The sequence below is a fragment of the Streptomyces liliiviolaceus genome (assembly GCF_018070025.1).
Lineage (GTDB): Bacteria > Actinomycetota > Actinomycetes > Streptomycetales > Streptomycetaceae > Streptomyces > Streptomyces liliiviolaceus.
Genome location: NZ_JAGPYQ010000001.1, coordinates 1547122 through 1563780, shown reverse-complemented (window position 1 = coordinate 1563780; position 16659 = coordinate 1547122). Strand labels below are relative to the sequence as shown.

At 73.0% G+C, this 16659-nt stretch carries 14 protein-coding genes; 6 read left to right on the top strand and 8 right to left on the bottom strand.

Translation table 11 applies throughout. The features are described 5' to 3' along the window. Positions 1-3 precede the first annotated feature (3 nt). The 3 genes from J8N05_RS06940 to J8N05_RS06930 all read right to left on the bottom strand — a co-directional run bounded on the left by J8N05_RS06940 (position 4) and on the right by J8N05_RS06930 (position 2865). Positions 4-489: a cation:proton antiporter regulatory subunit gene (locus J8N05_RS06940; protein WP_210881575.1), complete on the bottom strand. Its 486-nt coding sequence runs from the start codon at positions 487-489 to the stop codon at positions 4-6. Positions 490-825: 336 nt separating this feature from the next. Beyond that, the gene (locus J8N05_RS06935; protein ID WP_210881574.1) at positions 826-2244 is read right to left on the bottom strand and encodes a flotillin family protein; all 1419 of its coding nucleotides are present in this window, start codon (positions 2242-2244) and stop codon (positions 826-828) included. 105 nt (positions 2245-2349) lie between these two features. After that, positions 2350-2865, bottom strand: a complete 516-nt coding sequence (locus tag J8N05_RS06930; protein ID WP_210881573.1) for a hypothetical protein — start codon at positions 2863-2865, stop codon at positions 2350-2352. A gap of 463 nt (positions 2866-3328) precedes the next feature. On the opposite strand from J8N05_RS06930, the gene J8N05_RS06925 reads away from it, so the two are divergent. After that, complete coding sequence (locus J8N05_RS06925) at positions 3329-4390, top strand: PucR family transcriptional regulator (protein ID WP_210881572.1); 1062 nt, start codon at positions 3329-3331, stop codon at positions 4388-4390. 33 nt (positions 4391-4423) lie between these two features. Here the strand turns inward: J8N05_RS06925 and J8N05_RS06920 are convergent, their stop codons facing one another. The 3 genes from J8N05_RS06920 to J8N05_RS06910 form a co-directional block, all read right to left on the bottom strand. Then, on the bottom strand, positions 4424-5902 hold the full coding sequence (locus tag J8N05_RS06920) for a serine/threonine-protein kinase (protein WP_247706678.1): 1479 nt from the start codon (positions 5900-5902) through the stop codon (positions 4424-4426). Between the two features lie 374 nt (positions 5903-6276). Continuing rightward, a complete protein-coding gene (locus J8N05_RS06915) occupies positions 6277-7257 on the bottom strand; it encodes an FkbM family methyltransferase (protein WP_210881570.1) in 981 nt (326 codons plus the stop codon). A gap of 56 nt (positions 7258-7313) precedes the next feature. Next, entirely contained in the window at positions 7314-9119 is a 1806-nt protein-coding gene (locus tag J8N05_RS06910; RefSeq protein ID WP_210881569.1) for a glycoside hydrolase family 15 protein, read from the bottom strand. Positions 9120-9272: 153 nt separating this feature from the next. Here J8N05_RS06910 and J8N05_RS06905 point away from each other — a divergent pair, with 153 nt between their 5' ends. The 3 genes from J8N05_RS06905 (at position 9273) to J8N05_RS06895 (ending at position 11788) form a co-directional block, all read left to right on the top strand. Then, positions 9273-10259: a hypothetical protein gene (locus tag J8N05_RS06905; protein WP_247706176.1), complete on the top strand. Its 987-nt coding sequence runs from the start codon at positions 9273-9275 to the stop codon at positions 10257-10259. A gap of 190 nt (positions 10260-10449) precedes the next feature. Continuing rightward, entirely contained in the window at positions 10450-11283 is an 834-nt protein-coding gene (locus J8N05_RS06900; protein ID WP_210881568.1) for a class I SAM-dependent methyltransferase, read from the top strand. A gap of 82 nt (positions 11284-11365) precedes the next feature. Then, a complete protein-coding gene (locus tag J8N05_RS06895) occupies positions 11366-11788 on the top strand; it encodes a luciferase domain-containing protein (protein WP_210881567.1) in 423 nt (140 codons plus the stop codon). A gap of 202 nt (positions 11789-11990) precedes the next feature. Here the strand turns inward: J8N05_RS06895 and J8N05_RS06890 are convergent, their stop codons facing one another. Together J8N05_RS06890 and J8N05_RS06885 are read right to left on the bottom strand one after the other, a co-directional pair. Then, the gene (locus J8N05_RS06890) at positions 11991-12878 is read right to left on the bottom strand and encodes a L,D-transpeptidase (protein WP_210881566.1); all 888 of its coding nucleotides are present in this window, start codon (positions 12876-12878) and stop codon (positions 11991-11993) included. After that, entirely contained in the window at positions 12868-13377 is a 510-nt protein-coding gene (locus J8N05_RS06885) for a SigE family RNA polymerase sigma factor (RefSeq protein ID WP_210881565.1), read from the bottom strand. Before J8N05_RS06885 ends, J8N05_RS06890 begins: the two co-directional genes overlap by 11 nt. A 185-nt stretch (positions 13378-13562) precedes the next feature. Between J8N05_RS06885 and J8N05_RS06880 the strand changes: the two genes are divergently transcribed. Together J8N05_RS06880 and J8N05_RS06875 are read left to right on the top strand one after the other, a co-directional pair. Continuing rightward, positions 13563-14741, top strand: a complete 1179-nt coding sequence (locus tag J8N05_RS06880) for a sigma factor-like helix-turn-helix DNA-binding protein (RefSeq protein ID WP_210881564.1) — start codon at positions 13563-13565, stop codon at positions 14739-14741. Next, positions 14738-16585 (top strand): transglycosylase domain-containing protein, encoded by a 1848-nt coding sequence (locus tag J8N05_RS06875; RefSeq protein ID WP_210881563.1) that lies wholly within the window; start codon positions 14738-14740, stop codon positions 16583-16585. The genes J8N05_RS06880 and J8N05_RS06875 overlap by 4 nt, the downstream gene beginning before the upstream one ends. Positions 16586-16659: the final 74 nt, after the last annotated feature.

Here is a 16659-nt window from a genome sequence, read left to right as displayed (position 1 = left end):
CTGTCACTCCCTTCCGAGTATGGTCGCGGCCGACTCCACGCCCTCGCGGGTGCCGATCACGATGAGGGTGTCCCCGCCCGCGAGGCGGAAGTCCGGCGCCGGCGAGGGGATGGCCTCGGCGCGGCGCAGCACGGCGACGATCGACACACCGGTCTCGGTGCGCATGCAGGTCTCGCCCAGCAGGCGTCCGTTCCAGTACGAGGTCGACGACAGCTCGATGCGTTCGGCGACCAGGCCCAGCTCGGTCGTGGACAGCAGGCTGGGGCTGTGGTGGGCGGGCATCAGGGCGTCGATGAGCGCGTCGGACTCTCCCGCGGAGAGCCGGACGGAGAGGGCGCAGGCGTCCGGGTCGTCCTTGCGGTACGCGCTCAGTGTGCGGCCGCCGTCGCGGTGCGCGACCACGGAGATGCGGCGTTGTTCGCGGGTGGTGAGGTCGTACCGCACCCCGATTCCCGGCAACGGCGTACTGCTCAGGCGTGGAGTGCCCATGGCTGGTCCCCTGTCCGATGTCGATCTGCTGATCCGTTCACCCTACGGCGGGCTGCGGAATGGTTTCCTCTACGGCCCGTCTCCGTCCACGGCCCGGCAGGGGCCGTTCGCGCAGTTCCCCGCGCCCCTGGGGGGGAGGGGCCGGGGCACGTTCCTGGCTGCGGGTCCGCTGTGGCTGAGCGCGCAGTTCCCCGCGCCCCTGAAAGACGAAAAGCAGGGGCGCAGCCCCGCTTTTCAGGGGCGCGGGGAACTGCGCGGCCAGCCACAGCGGACCCGCAGCCGAATTCCCGCCGAACCCCCACGCCCCCCACGGCCCCACCCAAGGCGCCCGTACCGTCAGTCGGTCACGTCGACCTTGCCGTTCGCGGGCGACGCGGTCGGTGCGGATGCCGCCCCCGTCACCCGCCGCAACAGCTCCGGCAGATCCACCCCCGTCGTGGAGCCGAGCAGCTCGACCCCCTGCGCGACGTTGTCCGCGACCGTGCGGGACAACTGGCTCGCCCCGTCCGTGGAGATCACCGTCATCTTGTCGATCGCGCTGAGCGGCTCGGACGCCTTCGCGACGACCGACGGCAGCACCTCGACGAACATCTGCAGCACCGCCGCGTCGCCGTACTGCGCGAACGCGTCGGCCTTCAGCCGCATCGCCTCCGCCTCGGCGGCCCCCTTCGCCCCGATCGCCGCGGCCTCGGCCTCACCCTCGATGCGTACGGCGTCGGCGAGCGCCGCACGGTGCGCCTTCTCGCCCTCACCGGTGAGGCGCGACCGCTGGGCGTCGGCCTCGGCCTGCTTGACCAGGGCGACCCGGCGGGCCTCCGCCTCCTGCTCGGCCTGGTAGCGCGCCGCGTCGGCCGGCTTGCGGACCTTGGTGTCCAGCTCGCGGTCGGTCAGCGCGGCCTGCCGCTGGGCGACCTTCTCCTGCTCGGCGAGGACCTCCTGGTTGCGGGCGGCCTGCGCCAGCGGACCGGCCGCCGCGGCACGCGCCGCCGCCTCGTCCGTCTCGGCCTTGATCTCCGCGGTCTTGAGCGCGAACGTCCGCTGGGCGACCGCGATCTCCTCCTCGGCCTTCAGCCGCGCCTGCTCGGCGGCACGCCGGGCCACCGCCTCCGCGATGTCGGCCTCCTGCTTGGCCCGGGCGGCCTCGGGGCGCCCGAGGTCGGCGAGGTAGGAGCCCTCGGTGGTGATGTCCTGGATCTGGAAGGCGTCGAGCACCAGACCCTGCCCGGACAGGCTCGCCTCGGCCTCCTCCGCGACCTGCCCGGCGAACGCGGCACGGTCCCGGATGATGTCCTCCACCGACATGCGGCCCACGATGGAACGCAGCGCGCCGGAGAGCACTTCCTGGGTGAAGCCGACGATGCCGTTCTGCTGCATCAGGAACCGCTGGGCGGCGGCGCGGATGGAGTCCTCGGTGCCGCCGACCTTGACGATGGCGACCCCTTCGAGGTTCGCCTTGACGCCACGCAGGGTGACCGCGCCGCGCACCGTGATCGGGATGTGCCGGCTGGACAGGTCGAGGGTGAACTTCTGCTGGACGAAGGGGACGACGAAGACTCCGCCGCCGACCACGACCTTCTGTCCGCTGTTGTCGGTGAACACCCGGCCGGTCTCCGGGTCGGTGGACTTCTTGCCGCGCCGCCCGGTGACGATGAAGGCCTGGCTGGGCCCGGCCACCTTGTACCGCGTGACGACGACGAGTGCGAGCAGGACGAGGAGTACGACGACTCCCACGACCGCGACGAGCACTGGACTCATGTTGAATTCCCCCCTTGCCACCCCCAAGGCGGCAGATCGGTACGGATCAGAACCAATAACCAAAAACCAAGAACCAATGACGAGGAATCAGGAACCTCGGACCGCTCAGCGCTGGACCGGGCGGACCGCCACCGAGGTCGGTGACAGGGACTCCTCGACCCAGATCTCCGTGCCCCGGGCCACCGCTTCGGGGCTCTTCGCCGCGATTTTCAGCGGCTGCCCGGCGAGATACACGAGCACCTCGCCGTAACCGCCGACCGGGATCGGGGTGACCACCGACCCCGAGCTGCCGACGAGGTCGGTGCCGCGCGGTGTGGCGGACGGTTCGTCGCGCATCAGGGCCCGGCTGAACCGCCAGGTCAGTGCGCCCGCCGCGGCCCCGGCGCCGATGCCCACGGCGGTGGCGGGCAGGACTCCGAGTCCGGTCGTGCCGAGCACGAGGGCGCCGCCGAAGCCGAGCATCGACACGAATCCGGCGATGACCGGCAGCGAGAGCAGCCCGTCGAAGAGCCCGTCCAGGAAGCTCGCCCCGCCGAACAGCCCTTCCAGGACGCCGTCGAAGACCAGCGTCAGAAGCAGCAGCACGACACCTGCGATGCCGAGACCGAGAAACACGTTCATCCGGTCACCTCCCCGACTGCGCCGATCACCTCGGCGGACCCGCATTGTGTCAGATGCGTGCGCTATACACATTGCCGGGTCCCGGCAGTCTTTACGCTTTCTTGGTGCCGCCTTGACACATCAGCCCCATGCGTCGCGGGACCTCGGCACCGCCCGGCACCGGGAACGCCCGAAGACTGCCGGGATCCGGCAATGCGGAAGTCTCCCTCCCACGGGCACGATGAGCGGGCGGAAACAAGGAACCACGCGGAATGCACGGGGGATCCACGTGGGCCTGCCACGGGGGACGGATAGGGGCCCCGGTGCCGGACACCGTCTGACGACGGCCGGTACCGGGGCCCCGCCCCTGCCGTTTTCCGGCAGCGAACCCCACCCTCACCGCGCGACACCCCCGCCCCATGCGCTAGAAAGGCGTCACCAGCTCATCGACGTAACACGGCTCAGCGGGAGAAGAGGGGCGCGCATGGCGGGGCGGGACGTACCCGACGAGTACCTGGACGGGTACGCGCGTATCCTCGCGGACACCTCCGCGACCGGCCGCCGGCTCACCCGCGACGAACTCGACTCCCGGCGGGCGCTGGGCGAACGGGCCGCCGAGGCCGGCTTCGGACTGCGCGCCCTGGTCGGCGCCCACCTCACCGCCGCCCGTGTGCACTGGCCCGCCACCGCCGGGGAGCACACGCTCGCCGCCGTGGAGCAGGCCGTCGACGCCTTCGCCGAGGGGTACGAGCGGGCGCAGCTCCTCGCCGTACGCCAGGAGGAGGCCGCGCGCCGGGAGTTCATCGACGACCTGCTGCACGGCCGCAGCGACCTCGGTCTGCTCGCCGAACGCGCCGAACGCTTCGGGCTGCGCCTCTCGCACGCGCACGCCGTCGCCGTGGCCCGGGGCAGCATGGGGCACGACGGTTACGACGAGGGCGACGCCGTGCCCCGCGAGGTGGAGCAGGCGCTGATCACCAGGTTCGGCGACCGCAGCATCCTCGTCACCACCAAGGACGGCCGCCTGGTGTGCATCGCGCCGGGCGACCAGGACGACGTACTCGCGTTCTTCGCCAAGCAGGCGTACGCGGCCACCGACGGCGGGCAGGTCGCCATCGGCCGGTCCCAGCCGGGGCCCGGCGGGGTCGTCCAGTCCTACGAGGAGGCACTGAACGCCCTCGACCTGGCGGAGCGGCTGGAGTTCGACACCCCGGTACTGCGCTCCGCCGACCTGCTCGTCTATCCCGTACTGACCCGGGACCGGCAGGCCATGGCCGATCTGGTGGTCAGCGCGCTCGGACCGCTGCGCGCGGCGCGCGGCGGCGCCGAACCGCTCCTCGACACGCTCACCGCGTACTTCGACTCGGGCTGCGTCGCCGCGGAGGCCGCCCGGCGGCTGGCGCTGAGCGTCCGCGCGCTCACCTACCGGCTGGAGCGCATCCACCGGCTGACCGGGGCGAACCCGGCGGACCCCGTGCACCGGTACACCCTGCAGACCGCGGTCATCGGGGCGCGGCTGCTGGACTGGCCGGAGAAGGACTTCTGAGAGCTGCCGAGGAACACCCTCCTCGGCCGGCGCTCATTCCTCGCCGTCGTCCGTGTCGTCCTCGTCGTCGCTGTCGTCCGGCCGGTCGTCCCCGCCCTTGCCCGGCTTGCGCGGCTTCTCCGCGTCCCGGGCAGGGTCCGGTACGCCCTCCGGATCCTCCTGAGTGACGGAGGGTGAGGCGGAGGGCTCCGTATTGACGTCGGGCGCGGTCCCGGTCTCCTGCCCCTGCTCCCCGCCCTGGTCCCCGCCTTGTTCTCCGCCCTGTTCCTGGTCCACCGTTCCGGCCACGGGCGCCCCGGTGGCCGACCCGCCGGACGTGCCCGCGCTCGCACCGGCGGAGGGGGTCCCGTCCTTGGAGCCGTCCTTCGACGCGGTGTCGTCCGGCGAGAACATCGACATGCCCGCGAGCACGGCCAGTACGAAGATCACGGCACCGGCGAGGATGCCGAACACCCGGGGTCTGCGGCGGACGGCGGTCCCCACGCCGCCGACTCCGCCGCCGGAGGGCCGTGCGCGGCGCGAGGGCCCGGAACGGGCGGAGTGCGAGGGGTGCGAGGAGGGGGCCGGGGCGGGCAGCGGACCGGAGCGGGCCGCGCGGGCGGAGCGTCCGGTCGGCTGCGCGGCGGTCGCCGGGAGCCGGTACGTCGTCGGGGCCCCGCTGTCGGCTCCGCCGGGCTGCTGCTGCGGGGGCGCGGACGCGTACGACACCTGGGTACGCGGCTGCTGCGCGGCCACCGGGAGGGGCTCGGCCCGGCCCTGCCAGGCGCCCGTGCCGAACCAGTCCGCGACCTCCTGGGCCGTGGGCCGGTCCTCGGGCTGCTTGGCGAGCAGACCGAGGAGGTAGTTCTCGAAGGCGGGCGGCAACTGGATCCCGCGCTCGCGGGGCGGCACCGGTGCCATGTCGATGTGCTGGTGCAGGGTGATCGTCGCGCTCTCGCCCTGGAACGGCGGTCTGCCGGTGAGGAGTTGGTAGAGCACGCAGCCCAGCGAGTACACGTCGGAGGCGGCGGACGCCGGACGGCCCAGGGCGCGCTCGGGGGCGAGATAGAGGCTGGTGCCGACGATCTGGCCGGCCGTGGTGAGCGCGGACGACGGGTCGTCGACGAAACGGGCGATGCCGAAGTCGCCGATCTTCACGGTGCCCTGGGCGTCCGCGAGGAGGTTGCCGGGCTTGATGTCCCGGTGCACGATCCCCTCGCGGTGCGCGGCGGCGAGGCCCGCGGCGGCCTGGGCGGCGATGGTGGCCACCCGGTCCGCGCCGAGGGTGCCGGACGCGGTCAGCTCCTGGGCGAGGCTCTGGCCCTCGACCAGCTCCATGACCAGGTAGAACCGGTCTTCCCAGGCGCCGAAGTCGAAGACGGCGACGACGTAGGGGTGGCTGAGCCTGGCCGCCGTCTGGGCCTCCAGCCGGAAGCGGGCGGACGCGGCGCTGTCCGCCTCGTCCCCCAGCAGCAGCTTGACGGCGACGGCGCGGCCGAGCACCTCGTCGGTGGCCTGCCAGACCTCGCCCATGCCGCCTCGGCCGATGGACGCCTGCAACCGATACCGCTCCGCGACGAGCACCAGCGAATCATCCTCAACAGCAGAAGGCCAACACGGGGACCGCGAACGGCACTTCGGCGTGACGGAAGCGCGCAGATGGGGGGACTCGCAGTCCCCCTAGCGTACCGATCCCCCGACGACCTGAACGCCCTGCGGCCGTGGGGGATGTCGGGTGCGGGTCCGGTGGGGGTCACCCGCGCAGTTCCCCGCGCCCCTGAAAGACGAAAAGCAGGGGCGCAGCCCCGCTTTTCAGGGGCGCGGGGAACTGCGCGGCCAGCCACAGCGAACCCGCAGCCGAAAACCCACGCAACCCCCACCCCCCAGGGGCGCGGGGAACGGCGCGATCAGTTGGGGGCCGCTCGGACCATCACGCAGTCGAATTCCACGACTCGGCCCGTCGCGGGGTCGCGGGTCACGGGGTACATCCCGGTGACCCCGAACCCCGCCGCCTCGTACGCGGCGACAGCCTCCCCCATCGCGGGACTGCCTTCGTACAGCCGCAGAGCCGCCACCTCGGACTGCATCCCGACGAACTCCGAGATCCGCTCACCCGCCCCGGCGAACACCTCCATGTCGAAACCCTGCGTGTCCATCTTCAGATACGGCCGGGGGTCCTCGACCCCTTCGAGCGCCTTCTGCATGACGCCGTCGAGCCGCCGGATCTCGATCTCCTCCGTGCGCCCCTTGGCGAACCGCCGGTACCGCTCCTTGCCGTACTCGCTCGGCGGCAGCAGCGAGTTCATGGACTTCCAGTCCACGTGAATGGACTGCACGGCCTCCTCGCGGCCGAGCGCGAAGTTGTAGACATGCCAGTCCGGGTCGTTCTCGGCGGACTTCCGCAGCTTCTCGAACGTCGCGGAGACCGGCTCGAAGGACACGATCCGCCCTGTGTAGCCGAAGCGCCGCAGCCCCTTCCCGTACTGCCCGCTGTTGGCCCCGACGTCGAACACGCAGTTCACGCGGTTCAGTTCCAGCAGCGCGGCCACGTGCTGGGTGCACAGATAGTGCGCGGCGGCGAGCTGGAACTCCCGCTCCCCCTCCGCCGGCACCGCCTTGCCGAGCAGCAGACGCGCGCCCGTGTCACCGAGCGGCACGCTCTTCACGCTCCGCTGCGCGGCCCCGCGGGCCACCACCCAGGTGTCCGCGCCGGCGTCCGTGACCACGTACCGGCTCCTGCCGCGGGTCACCAGATCGGCGCCGCCTCCCACCGGTACGACGGTCCGCTCGCCCCGCCGGAACAGCAGGGACGTACCGGGACCGAGATCGACCACCTTCACGCCTATCCGGGGAAGGATTCCGAGCAGTCTTCTGTAAAGGGTCGGCATCGGGTCAGCCTCGCAGAAGTCGCCTCGGATTCACCCGTACTTCACGGAATGAATCCTCACCGGTGACCGGTCTCGTGACGGTCGAGTTCGTAGGCCGCCCTGATGAGCGGCACATGCGTGAACGCCTGCGGGAAATTGCCCAGTTGGCGTCCGGCGACGGGGTCGTACTCCTCCGCCAGCAGGCCGACGTCGTTGCGCAGGAGCAGCAGCCGTTCGTACAGGTTCCGGGCCTCGTCCTCGCGCCCGGTCAGCCGCAGGGCGTCCGCGAGCCAGAAGGAGCAGGCCAGGAAGGCGCCCTCGGAGCCGGCCAGCCCGTCGGGGCCCGCGGATCCGCCGGCGTTCGTCGAGTAGCGGCGGACCAGGCCGTCGCCGGTCGACAGTTCGCGTTCGACGGCGGCGACCGTGCCGACGACCCTCGGGTCGTCCGGCGGCAGGAACCCGGTGCGCGGGATGAGCAGCAGCGCCGCGTCGAGGGCGCGCGAGCCGTAGGACTGCGTGAACGTGCCGCGCGCCGCGTCGAAGCCCCGCTCGCAGACCTCGCGGTGGATACGGTCCCGGATCTCGCGCCAGCGGTCGACGGGCCCCGGGCGCCCGTGGTCCTCGGCCAGCCGGACCGCGCGGTCGAAGGCGACCCAGCACATGACCTTGGAGTGGACGTGGTGGCGGGGTTCGCCGCGCATCTCCCACAGGCCCTGGTCGGGCCGGGACCACACCTTCTCCAGATGGTCGAGCACGGCCCGCTGGAGCGCGATGAGATGCCGGTGGGGCCGCAGCCCCGAACTCAGCGTCAGGGCGAGGGTGTCCATCAACTCGCCGGGTACATCGAGCTGTTGCTGCACGGCGGCGCCGTTGCCGATCCGCACCGGCCGCGAACTCTCGTACCCCGTGAGCCAGTCGGCCGTCCACTCGGTGAGCCTGCGCTCGCCGCCGATGCCGTACATGATCTGGATGTCCTGGGGGCGGCCGGCGACCGCCCGCTCCAGCCAGCCGCGCCAGGCGTCCGCCTCGGCGGTGAAGCCGCTGCGCAGCAGCGCCTCCAGGGTCATTCCGGCGTCGCGCAGCCAGCAGTAGCGGTAGTCCCAGTTGCGTACCCCGCCGGGCTGTTCGGGCAGGGAGGTGGTGGGCGCGGCGACGATGCCGCCGGTCGGCTCGTAGGTGAGGGCCTTGAGGGTGATGAGGGAGCGTACGACCGCTTCGCGGTAGGTGCCGTCGTACGACAACGGCCGCAGCCAGTCGCTCCAGTACTCCTCGGTGCGGCGCAGCGCCTCGAAGGGGTCCAGGGGGCCGGGGGCGGGCAGGTGGGAGGGCTGCCAGGTCAGGACGGAGGGGATGCGTTCGCCCGCGGTGACGGTGAAGTCGGCGGTGTGGGCGTGGCCGTGCGCGGCCAGCGGGACGGTGGTGGACAGCCGCACCGACTCGGGTCCGGCGACCCCGGTGAGCTGCCCGTGCTCGCGGTGCATCCAGGGCACCACGCTGCCGTACTCGAACCGCAGCCGCAGGTCCATGCGCAGATCGACCGTGCCGGACACGCCCTCGACGATCCGTACGACGCTGGGGGCGCCGTCGCGGCGCGGCATGAAGTCGACGACGGTGGCCCGGCCGGTGCCGGTCTCCCACTCGGTCTCCAGGACGAGGGAGTCCCCGCGGTAGCGGCGGGTGGAGGCCGGCGGAGCGGAGCCGTCGTAGGCGGCCACCGGGGCGATCCGCCAGCGGCCGTTGTTCTCGTCGCCCAGCAGCGCGGCGAAGCACGCGGGGGAGTCGAAGCGGGGCAGGCACAGCCAGTCGAGGCTGCCGTCGCGGCCGATGAGGGCGGCGGTCAGCAGGTCCCCGACGAGGGCGTAGTCCTCGATCCGTCCCGACATGGGGCCAGTGTGGCCGCGGGGGCGGACGGGGGCATCTCGAAGGGGTCCGCCGGCTCACCCGGTCGGCCCGGTGCGCTGGTGGGAGGTGCCGCGCGATGGTGCCGTGGGAGGGATCCGGAAGATCCCCGCCGTCGGGAGCCCCAGGAGGCATCCGTGCTGAACCGTCCGTCCCGCCGTCACCGGCGTACCGTCCCCGCCCTCGGGCCGGCCCTCGTCCCGGTCCTGGCGGTGGCCGCGCTGCTCACGACGGCCGGGTGCTCGGGCGGTGACGAGGACGCCGGTGCCGCGGACGACGCGGCGGCCTCCGCCGCGGCCGCGCGGGTCCCCTCTCCCTCCCCCTCGGTCACCGTCGCGCACACGCTCACCGAGGCGCAGGCGAAGTCGGCGCTGGTCACCCCCGCGGACCTCGGGGAGGGCTGGAAGGGCACCGAGGGCGCGGCGACCTGGCGGGACGCCCTCCTCAAGGGGACGGCGGACGTCACCGACTGCCAGCGGCTGCTCGACGGCCTGTACGCCGAGAACCTGCTGGGCGAGCCCGCCGGGTCCCGTGCGGCGGCCGGCTTCGACGACACGGGCGCCGGGGCACAGCTGCGGTACCAGGTCGGGGCGTACGACCGGGCCGCGCTGGACTCCTCGCTGGCCTGGCTGAAGACGGTCCCGGAGACCTGCGGGCAGTTCACGGCCACGGATGTCAGGGGCGGGCAGTTCACCGTCCGGGCGGTCGCCGCGCCGCTGCCCGGTCTGGGCGAGGCGGCCGAGGGCCTGCGGGTGACCGTGAGCGGCGACGGCGGTGGCTGGCCGGCCGTGCTCACCCTGGACTACGCGGCCGTACGGGTCGGCGACAGCGCGCTCTCCCTCACCGACGGCGGACTCGACGAGGTGGACGCCGAGGACATCGAGCGGGCTGCCGAGGCCGGTACACGGCGCCTTGAGGAGGTCCTGTCCGGCCGGACGCCCGCGGCGGCGCTGTCGGCCCCGGCCTCCGCGTCGGAACCGGCCGGGGCTTCACAGCCGGCGGAGCCTTCGGAGGCCGCCTCGGACGGGGCTTCCGTTCCGGCGCCGGAGTCGGCGCGGCCCTCCGAGGAGAGCGCCGACGAGGCCGAGGACGAGGAAGCGCCGGACCCCGATGAGCTGAGCTGAACCCCGACCACGCCGAGCACACCGCCCGCCAGGGGCGCGGGGAACCGCGCGACGTCGTCGAGGCGGTACGGGAACTGCCGTGCCGGTGACGCGGGGGGCTGTCAGCCCCGGGCGGCTCGGTTAGCTTGCCTGGGGAGACCTGCCCCGCGCGGCCGGCCCGAGGACCGGGCCGGTGGAGAGGAGAGGGCCGGTGGACAAACGCACGCCCCGACTCGGCGAGGTCCAGGAGACCCTGCTCATCCCCCTCTACGCCCGTGCGGTCGAGACCCGTAAGGCGCACGGACTGCTCAGCGATCCACAGGCTGTGGAGATGGTCGACTCCCTCGACTACGACTTCTCCCGCTTCGACGGCGCGCGGAGCCTGCTCGGGGCGAATCTGCGCACCCTGCTCTTCGACCAGTGGGTGCGGGAGTTCCTGGAGCGGCACCCGTCCGGCACGGTCGTCGAGATCGGCACGGGGCTCAACACGCGGTTCGAACGGCTCGACAACGGCACGGTCCACTGGTTCGACCTCGACCTGCCCGATGTGATCGCCCTGCGGCGGGGCTTCTTCGAGGACACCGACCGGCGGCACATGGTCTCCGCCTCGGTCACCGATCCGCGGTGGATGGAGCAGGTGCGCGGCAGCAGCCCCGGGCCGTACTTCCTGGTCGCCGAGGCCGTGCTGGTCTATCTGGAGGCGGAGCTGGTCCGTACGGTGTTCCAGCAGGTCGGGGAGGAGCTGCCCGGGGCCCGCTTCGCCCTGGAGACCGCCGCGTCCCGCGTGGTCGACGACCAGGACGGCCATGACGTACTGGCCAAGGTGACGGCCCGGATGCGCTGGAGCTGCGACAACCCGGGTGCGCTCGAACAGTGGGAGCCGGGCCTGAGCCTCACGGACTCCCGCACGCTGGCCCGTCTGCCGGCCCCGGTCACGCACCGGCTGCCCCTGCGCTACCGCCTCCTGCTCCCGGTCGTGGCGACGCTCAGGCGCCGGGACGTCGAGGCGTACCGCTGCAATCTGTTCCGGTTCGCCGGGGAGTGATCGAGTAACCGGCCGTGCGGTGCGCGTAGTCGGAGGTTGCTGGGGGTGGTCCTCCAGGTGAAGCGTGCGCGAGGATGGGGTTATGACCGCGGCCCCTCGCGCCATTGCTCTTCTGGAGACCTGGCCGAACCTGGTAAGTGGCCCGCCCCGGTGCGCCGTTGGGCATGCCTTCGCTTCGGCGGGACACGAGATCGTCCACTTCCACTCCGACGACTCCGCCGACCTCTGCCTCACACCCACGGCGGTCGAGCGCCTGCTTCCCCAACTCCTGCACACGAGCGCGATCAGAGTCCGCCCCGGCGCCTCCTGGATCACCGTGCTCCTCGACTGCGACGCCGATGTCCAGCTGCTGCTGGGGCTGGTGAGCGTCGCGCTGAAGGAACAGGGCGCGGTGCCGCTCCGGCGCCCGACACCGCCCTGCGACTGGGAGCGTCCGGCGGTGGTCCCCGGGCCACGCCCGGGAGCGGCCCGCCGCGTGGTGGACCGGCTCATGCCCCACCACTGACGGCCGTCTTCGCAGGTGTACGAGGCCACACCCGCTCCTCCCGAGTAAGGGAGGCACGCCAGGAGGAGGGGGTGGTCGTCGGGAGGCGGTCGTGCGGGCCTCCGTGGAACTGACCCCACCCTCACGCCATGTCACCGCTCCTGCAACTAACGCGCAGTAAAGCTCACCCCAAGGGATGTGGCCCGCAAGGGCCCGCGATGCCTCAGGGACCCGTGTCCGTGCCCCCGGCAACCGCCGCCGACGACTCCGCCGTCGCCCGCGCCTCGTCCGCCAGCTCCTTCGCCCTCGCGGTATCGGTCGGATCCGCCGTCACCGTCGCCGTCCCCGCGGGCGGGGCCTGCGGGCCACGGTCCGCCAGCGACGGCTCCGGCTGCTCGGTCGGCCGGGCCGTGACCGCCCCCACCACCTCCACCACCGCGCCCGGCCTGAGCACCTTGTACAGCCACATCGCGTCCTCGGTGCGCATACCGATCGCACCACCGGTGATGTCGTAGTTGCCGGGCGCCTTCTCGTCCCAGCTGAGGGCGAGGAGATAGTTCGTACGGTCGTCGGAGCCGCGCAGCCGCATCACCCAGGTCGCCTTGACGTCGTACGTGCTCCAGCCCGACACCGGGCCCGGCACCATCGTCGCCTTGTACTTGGCGGTGACCGTCATCAGCCCGGTCGGGGTCGGCGACTTGCCCGTCCCGACGGAGATGGGCAGGGTGCGTCCCTCGGCGGTCAGCACCCGCCGGTCGAGGTCCACCCGGGCGGCGGCGACGACCGGCGAGGGCTTGGCGGTCGCGGGGGGCGTTTTCACGCCGTAACTGGCCGCGGGCGGAACCGACCGGGCGCTTTCGCCATCAGTGAGCACAAGAGCGAGGACCAGGGCCAGCGCCCCCGCTCCGGCCGTGGTGACGGCGGCCAGCGAGGCCTTGCGGCGCCGGCGGCGGCGTACCGCACGACGGCGGATCTCCGCCCCCGGAACGGCCACGGGGGTCTCGTGGTCCTGCGCCAACTCGCGCAGTGCGAGGGTGAGTTCGGAGCGGCCGACGCCTTCGCCGGGGTCCTCGTGCTCGGGCCGGCGACCGGGCGTGAGCTCATCGGACACGGTCGTCCTCCCTCTCACCCAGTTCGTCGGCCTCGCCGAGCCGCCGCGCCAGCGCCGCCCGGCCACGGGACAGCCGGGCCTTGACCGTCCCTATGGGCGCACCGGTTTCGGAGGCTACCTGTTCGACACTCAAGTCGCACAGATGGTGCAGAACGACAGCCATGCGCTGCGCCTCGGGCAGTTCCCGCAACGCGGCCACGAGCGCGGCCCGTTCCGGACCCGGCCCCGGGGTGTGCTCCTGCGGCGGATTGCGGCGGACGAGTTCCAGCCAACGCCGGGCCCGCCGCCACCGGCTCACCGCGAGCCGCATCGCCACCGTACGGATCCAGGCCTCGGGCGCCCCGTCGGCGAGGAACTCCCGCCGCCGGTCCCAGGCCCGGACGAATGCCTCCTGGACGACGTCCTGCGCCTCACCGTGGTCACCGGTGAAGGCGTAGAGCTGCCCGGTCAGCCGGGGGAACGCGGCTGCGTAGAACCCGTCGAACTCGTCCTCGGTCATACCCCCCGCCACACCCCCTGCCGCTGTTCTCGGAAGTCCCGTGCAACCCGGCTGCCTCTGTCGTGCGTACAGGTCACGTACGTCACGTACGCAACACAGGTCGCGTAGGTCGCGTACATCGAAGCACAAGCACCCCGCAGGGCCGATCCGGAGGGAGTGGCGCGCATCGTCGCGCTCGACTGACCATGGACGACGACTTCACCGCCCGCGCCGGGGAGTACTGGCCCCGGCTCACGCGCACGGCCCGTCTGCTCACGGGGAACTCCGCCGACGCGGACAGACGCGCGAGAGCGGCGGTGGCGGAGGTGTACGCGCGGCGCCGGGTCCCGGGCGACGACGCGGAGTTCTACGTCCGGCGGGCTCTGGTACGGGGTTCTCTGCGTCGGCGGCGGCCACGGCCGGTCGCCCTCCTCGGGCGCTCCTGGGGTTCCGAAGGCGCCAGGGGTACCGGACGCTCCCGGCACTCCGCGCGTTCCGGGTCCACGCCGGAGCCGTACGTGCCCGATCCGCTCGACCCGCTCACCGAGGTGCTGGCGGGCCTGCCGCCGCGCCGGCGGGCCGTGGCCGTGCTCCGGTACTGGGACGGCCTGACCCACCGCGAGATCGCCGCGCTCCTCAACTCCTCGCGGGGCGCCGTGAAGGCGGTGGACCGCCGGGCGGAGAAGGCCCTGCGCGCCCACGCCGCGTACCGGGAGGGAGCGCCTGGCCGGCGTGACCCTCAAGTCCCCCGCGCGGAGGGCCCGTCCGAGGTCCCGCACGCGGAACTTCCCGCGCCCGCCATCGAGGCGGCCGGGCGCACCCTCCGCAAGCGGCGCCGGCGCACCACCGCGGTGCTCACCTCCGTGGGCGCCCTGCTCCTCGTACCCCTGGTCGTGGGGGCGATGCGCGGCTCGGACTCCGGGTCCGGCGGGGTCACGGTCTCCGTGGAGCGGGCGGCGGTCCGGGTCGTGACACCCGGAGAGCGGGTGACCGCCGCGCCCGGTGTGCAGTTCTGGCTCTCCAAGGACGGTACGCATCTGTCGGCGCCGGGACAGCCGAACCAGTTCCGCGACGCCGGGAAGGGCGACTCGGAGGAGGGCGGGGCCGGAAGTCCCGCCCTGACCCTCTGGGCGGACTCCACGGACGGGAAACGGATCTTCCTCTCCGGTGTCCACCGGGGCAGCCGCGAGGCATCGCGCGTCGAAGTCCGCACGACCGAGGGCACGTTCACCGCCCGCCTGCTCACCCTGGCGGGCTCCCCCGGCTGGTCCGCCTGGTACGTGGACGCCCCGCTCACCGGCGGCGGCACGTCCTCGCCGGGCATCACGGTGAAGGCCTACGACTCCGCCGGCACCCTCCTCGCACGGACGGACACCCCCTCATGAACGCCCGCGTGAAGACCCGTACGAAGACCCGCGTGAACCCCCGCGCCCTGCTCCGCCGCGGCGGGACCCGGCTCCGCGGCATCGGCACGTTCCTGCGGCGGACGCGTCTGCGCAGGCGCCGCACGCGCGCCCGCCGCCTGCGCCGTGTGCTGGCCGCCCTGCTGACGCTGTTCCTTCTCGTCTGCGCCGCGGTCGTCGTCGCGTACCGGATGACGCCCATCCCCGAGCCGCATCCGGAGACCGTCAGCCAGAGCACGGTCTTCGTGGACTCCGGCGGCGAGTACCTCGGCAGGCGCGGACCGGTCGACCGCCAGGACATCCCCCTCAAACAGGTCCCGCGGCACGTCCAGGACGCCGTGATCGCCGCGGAGAACCGCTCCTTCCGTACGGACTCGGGGGTCGCCCCCTCCGCGATCCTGCGGGCCGCCCTCGCGACCGTGACGGGCGGCGACCGCCAGGGCGGCTCCACCATCACCCAGCAGTACGTGAAGAACGCCCTGCTGACGCCCGAGCAGTCCCTCAAGCGCAAGGCGCACGAGGCGCTGATCGCCGTGAAACTGGACCGCACGAGGTCCAAGGACGACATCCTCGGGGGCTACCTCAACACCGTGTACTTCGGCCGCGGCGCCGCCGGCATCGAGTCGGCCGCACGCAACTACTTCGGCGTCGGCGCCCACGACCTGACGGTCTCCCAGGGCGCCGCCCTCGCCTCCATCCTCAACCTGCCCTCGTACTACGAACGGGCGGGCGCGGACGCGAAGGTGACCGGGACGCTGGAGCGCCGCTGGGTGTGGGTGCTCGACGCGATGGCGGACTCGGGCGCGATCAGCGCGCGCGAGCGGACGGCCGCCCGCTTCCCCGCCTTCCGCTTCTATCCGCCGGGCGGCTCGAACGGCCAGCGGCAGTACCTGATCGACACGGCGTCCGCCGAGGCCGCCGACCGGCTCGGCATCACGGAGGACCAGCTGGCGCGCGGCGGCTACAAGGTGCACACCACCTTCGACCTCGGCCTCCAGGACGAGACGGCGGAGCTGGTGCGCGAGCGGACACCCGACGGTGACGCGGGCGGCAAGGGCAGCAAGGACGGCAAGGGCGGCAAGGGCGTCGCGGACGGCAAGGGTGCCCGGCTGCACACGGCGGTCGTCGCGACCGTCCCCGGCGACGGCGCGGTCCGGGTGCTGTACGGCGGAGCGGACTACGCCCACCAGCCGTTCAACGACGCCGTCGACGGTGCGGTCGAGGCGGGCACGGTCCTCGAACCGTTCTCCTACAAGGGCCTGCGGTTCGGCGACCCGCTGGGCAAGCTCGCCGAGGAGACGGCTCCCACCCCGCTGCGGCTGAACTCGGCGTACGCCACGCTGGCCGCCGACGGCACCTACGCGGCCCCGTACACCGTCGCGAAGATCACCAAGGCGGGCCGTACGGTCCACACCGCACGTCCGAAGACGCGTACCGCGATGGACGGCAAGGCGACGGCGGTGGTCACCGAACTGCTGAACGCGCGGCAGGGCGTCCGGGGCGGGGCCTATGTGCCCGGCGTCAAGGACGGGGCCTTCCTCCCGGCCAGGGCCGTGCCCGCGACGCCGGTCGGGCATTCGGCCGGTGCGGGCAGCGGGCCGGGCGCGCGGACGGCCTGGCGGAGCGTGTACTCGCCCCGGCTCGCCCTCACCCTCGCCCTGTTCGCCGAGCGCGGCGGAAAGCCCGTGCGGGTCGCGGGCCTCACCGGCAGCCTCCCGCCCGACACGTACGCGGCCCTGACGGCGGACGAGGTGTGGAACCTGGCCGGCTCCCCCGGCGGCCGGTCCCCGCAGAGACCCGAACCGACGGCGGCGCCGCTTCCCTAGACGGGCTCGGGGAGGGGCTCGGCGGGTCACCCGGACAGCCCCTCCCGTTGGTCGGCGGGGCGGGGCCGTGATGC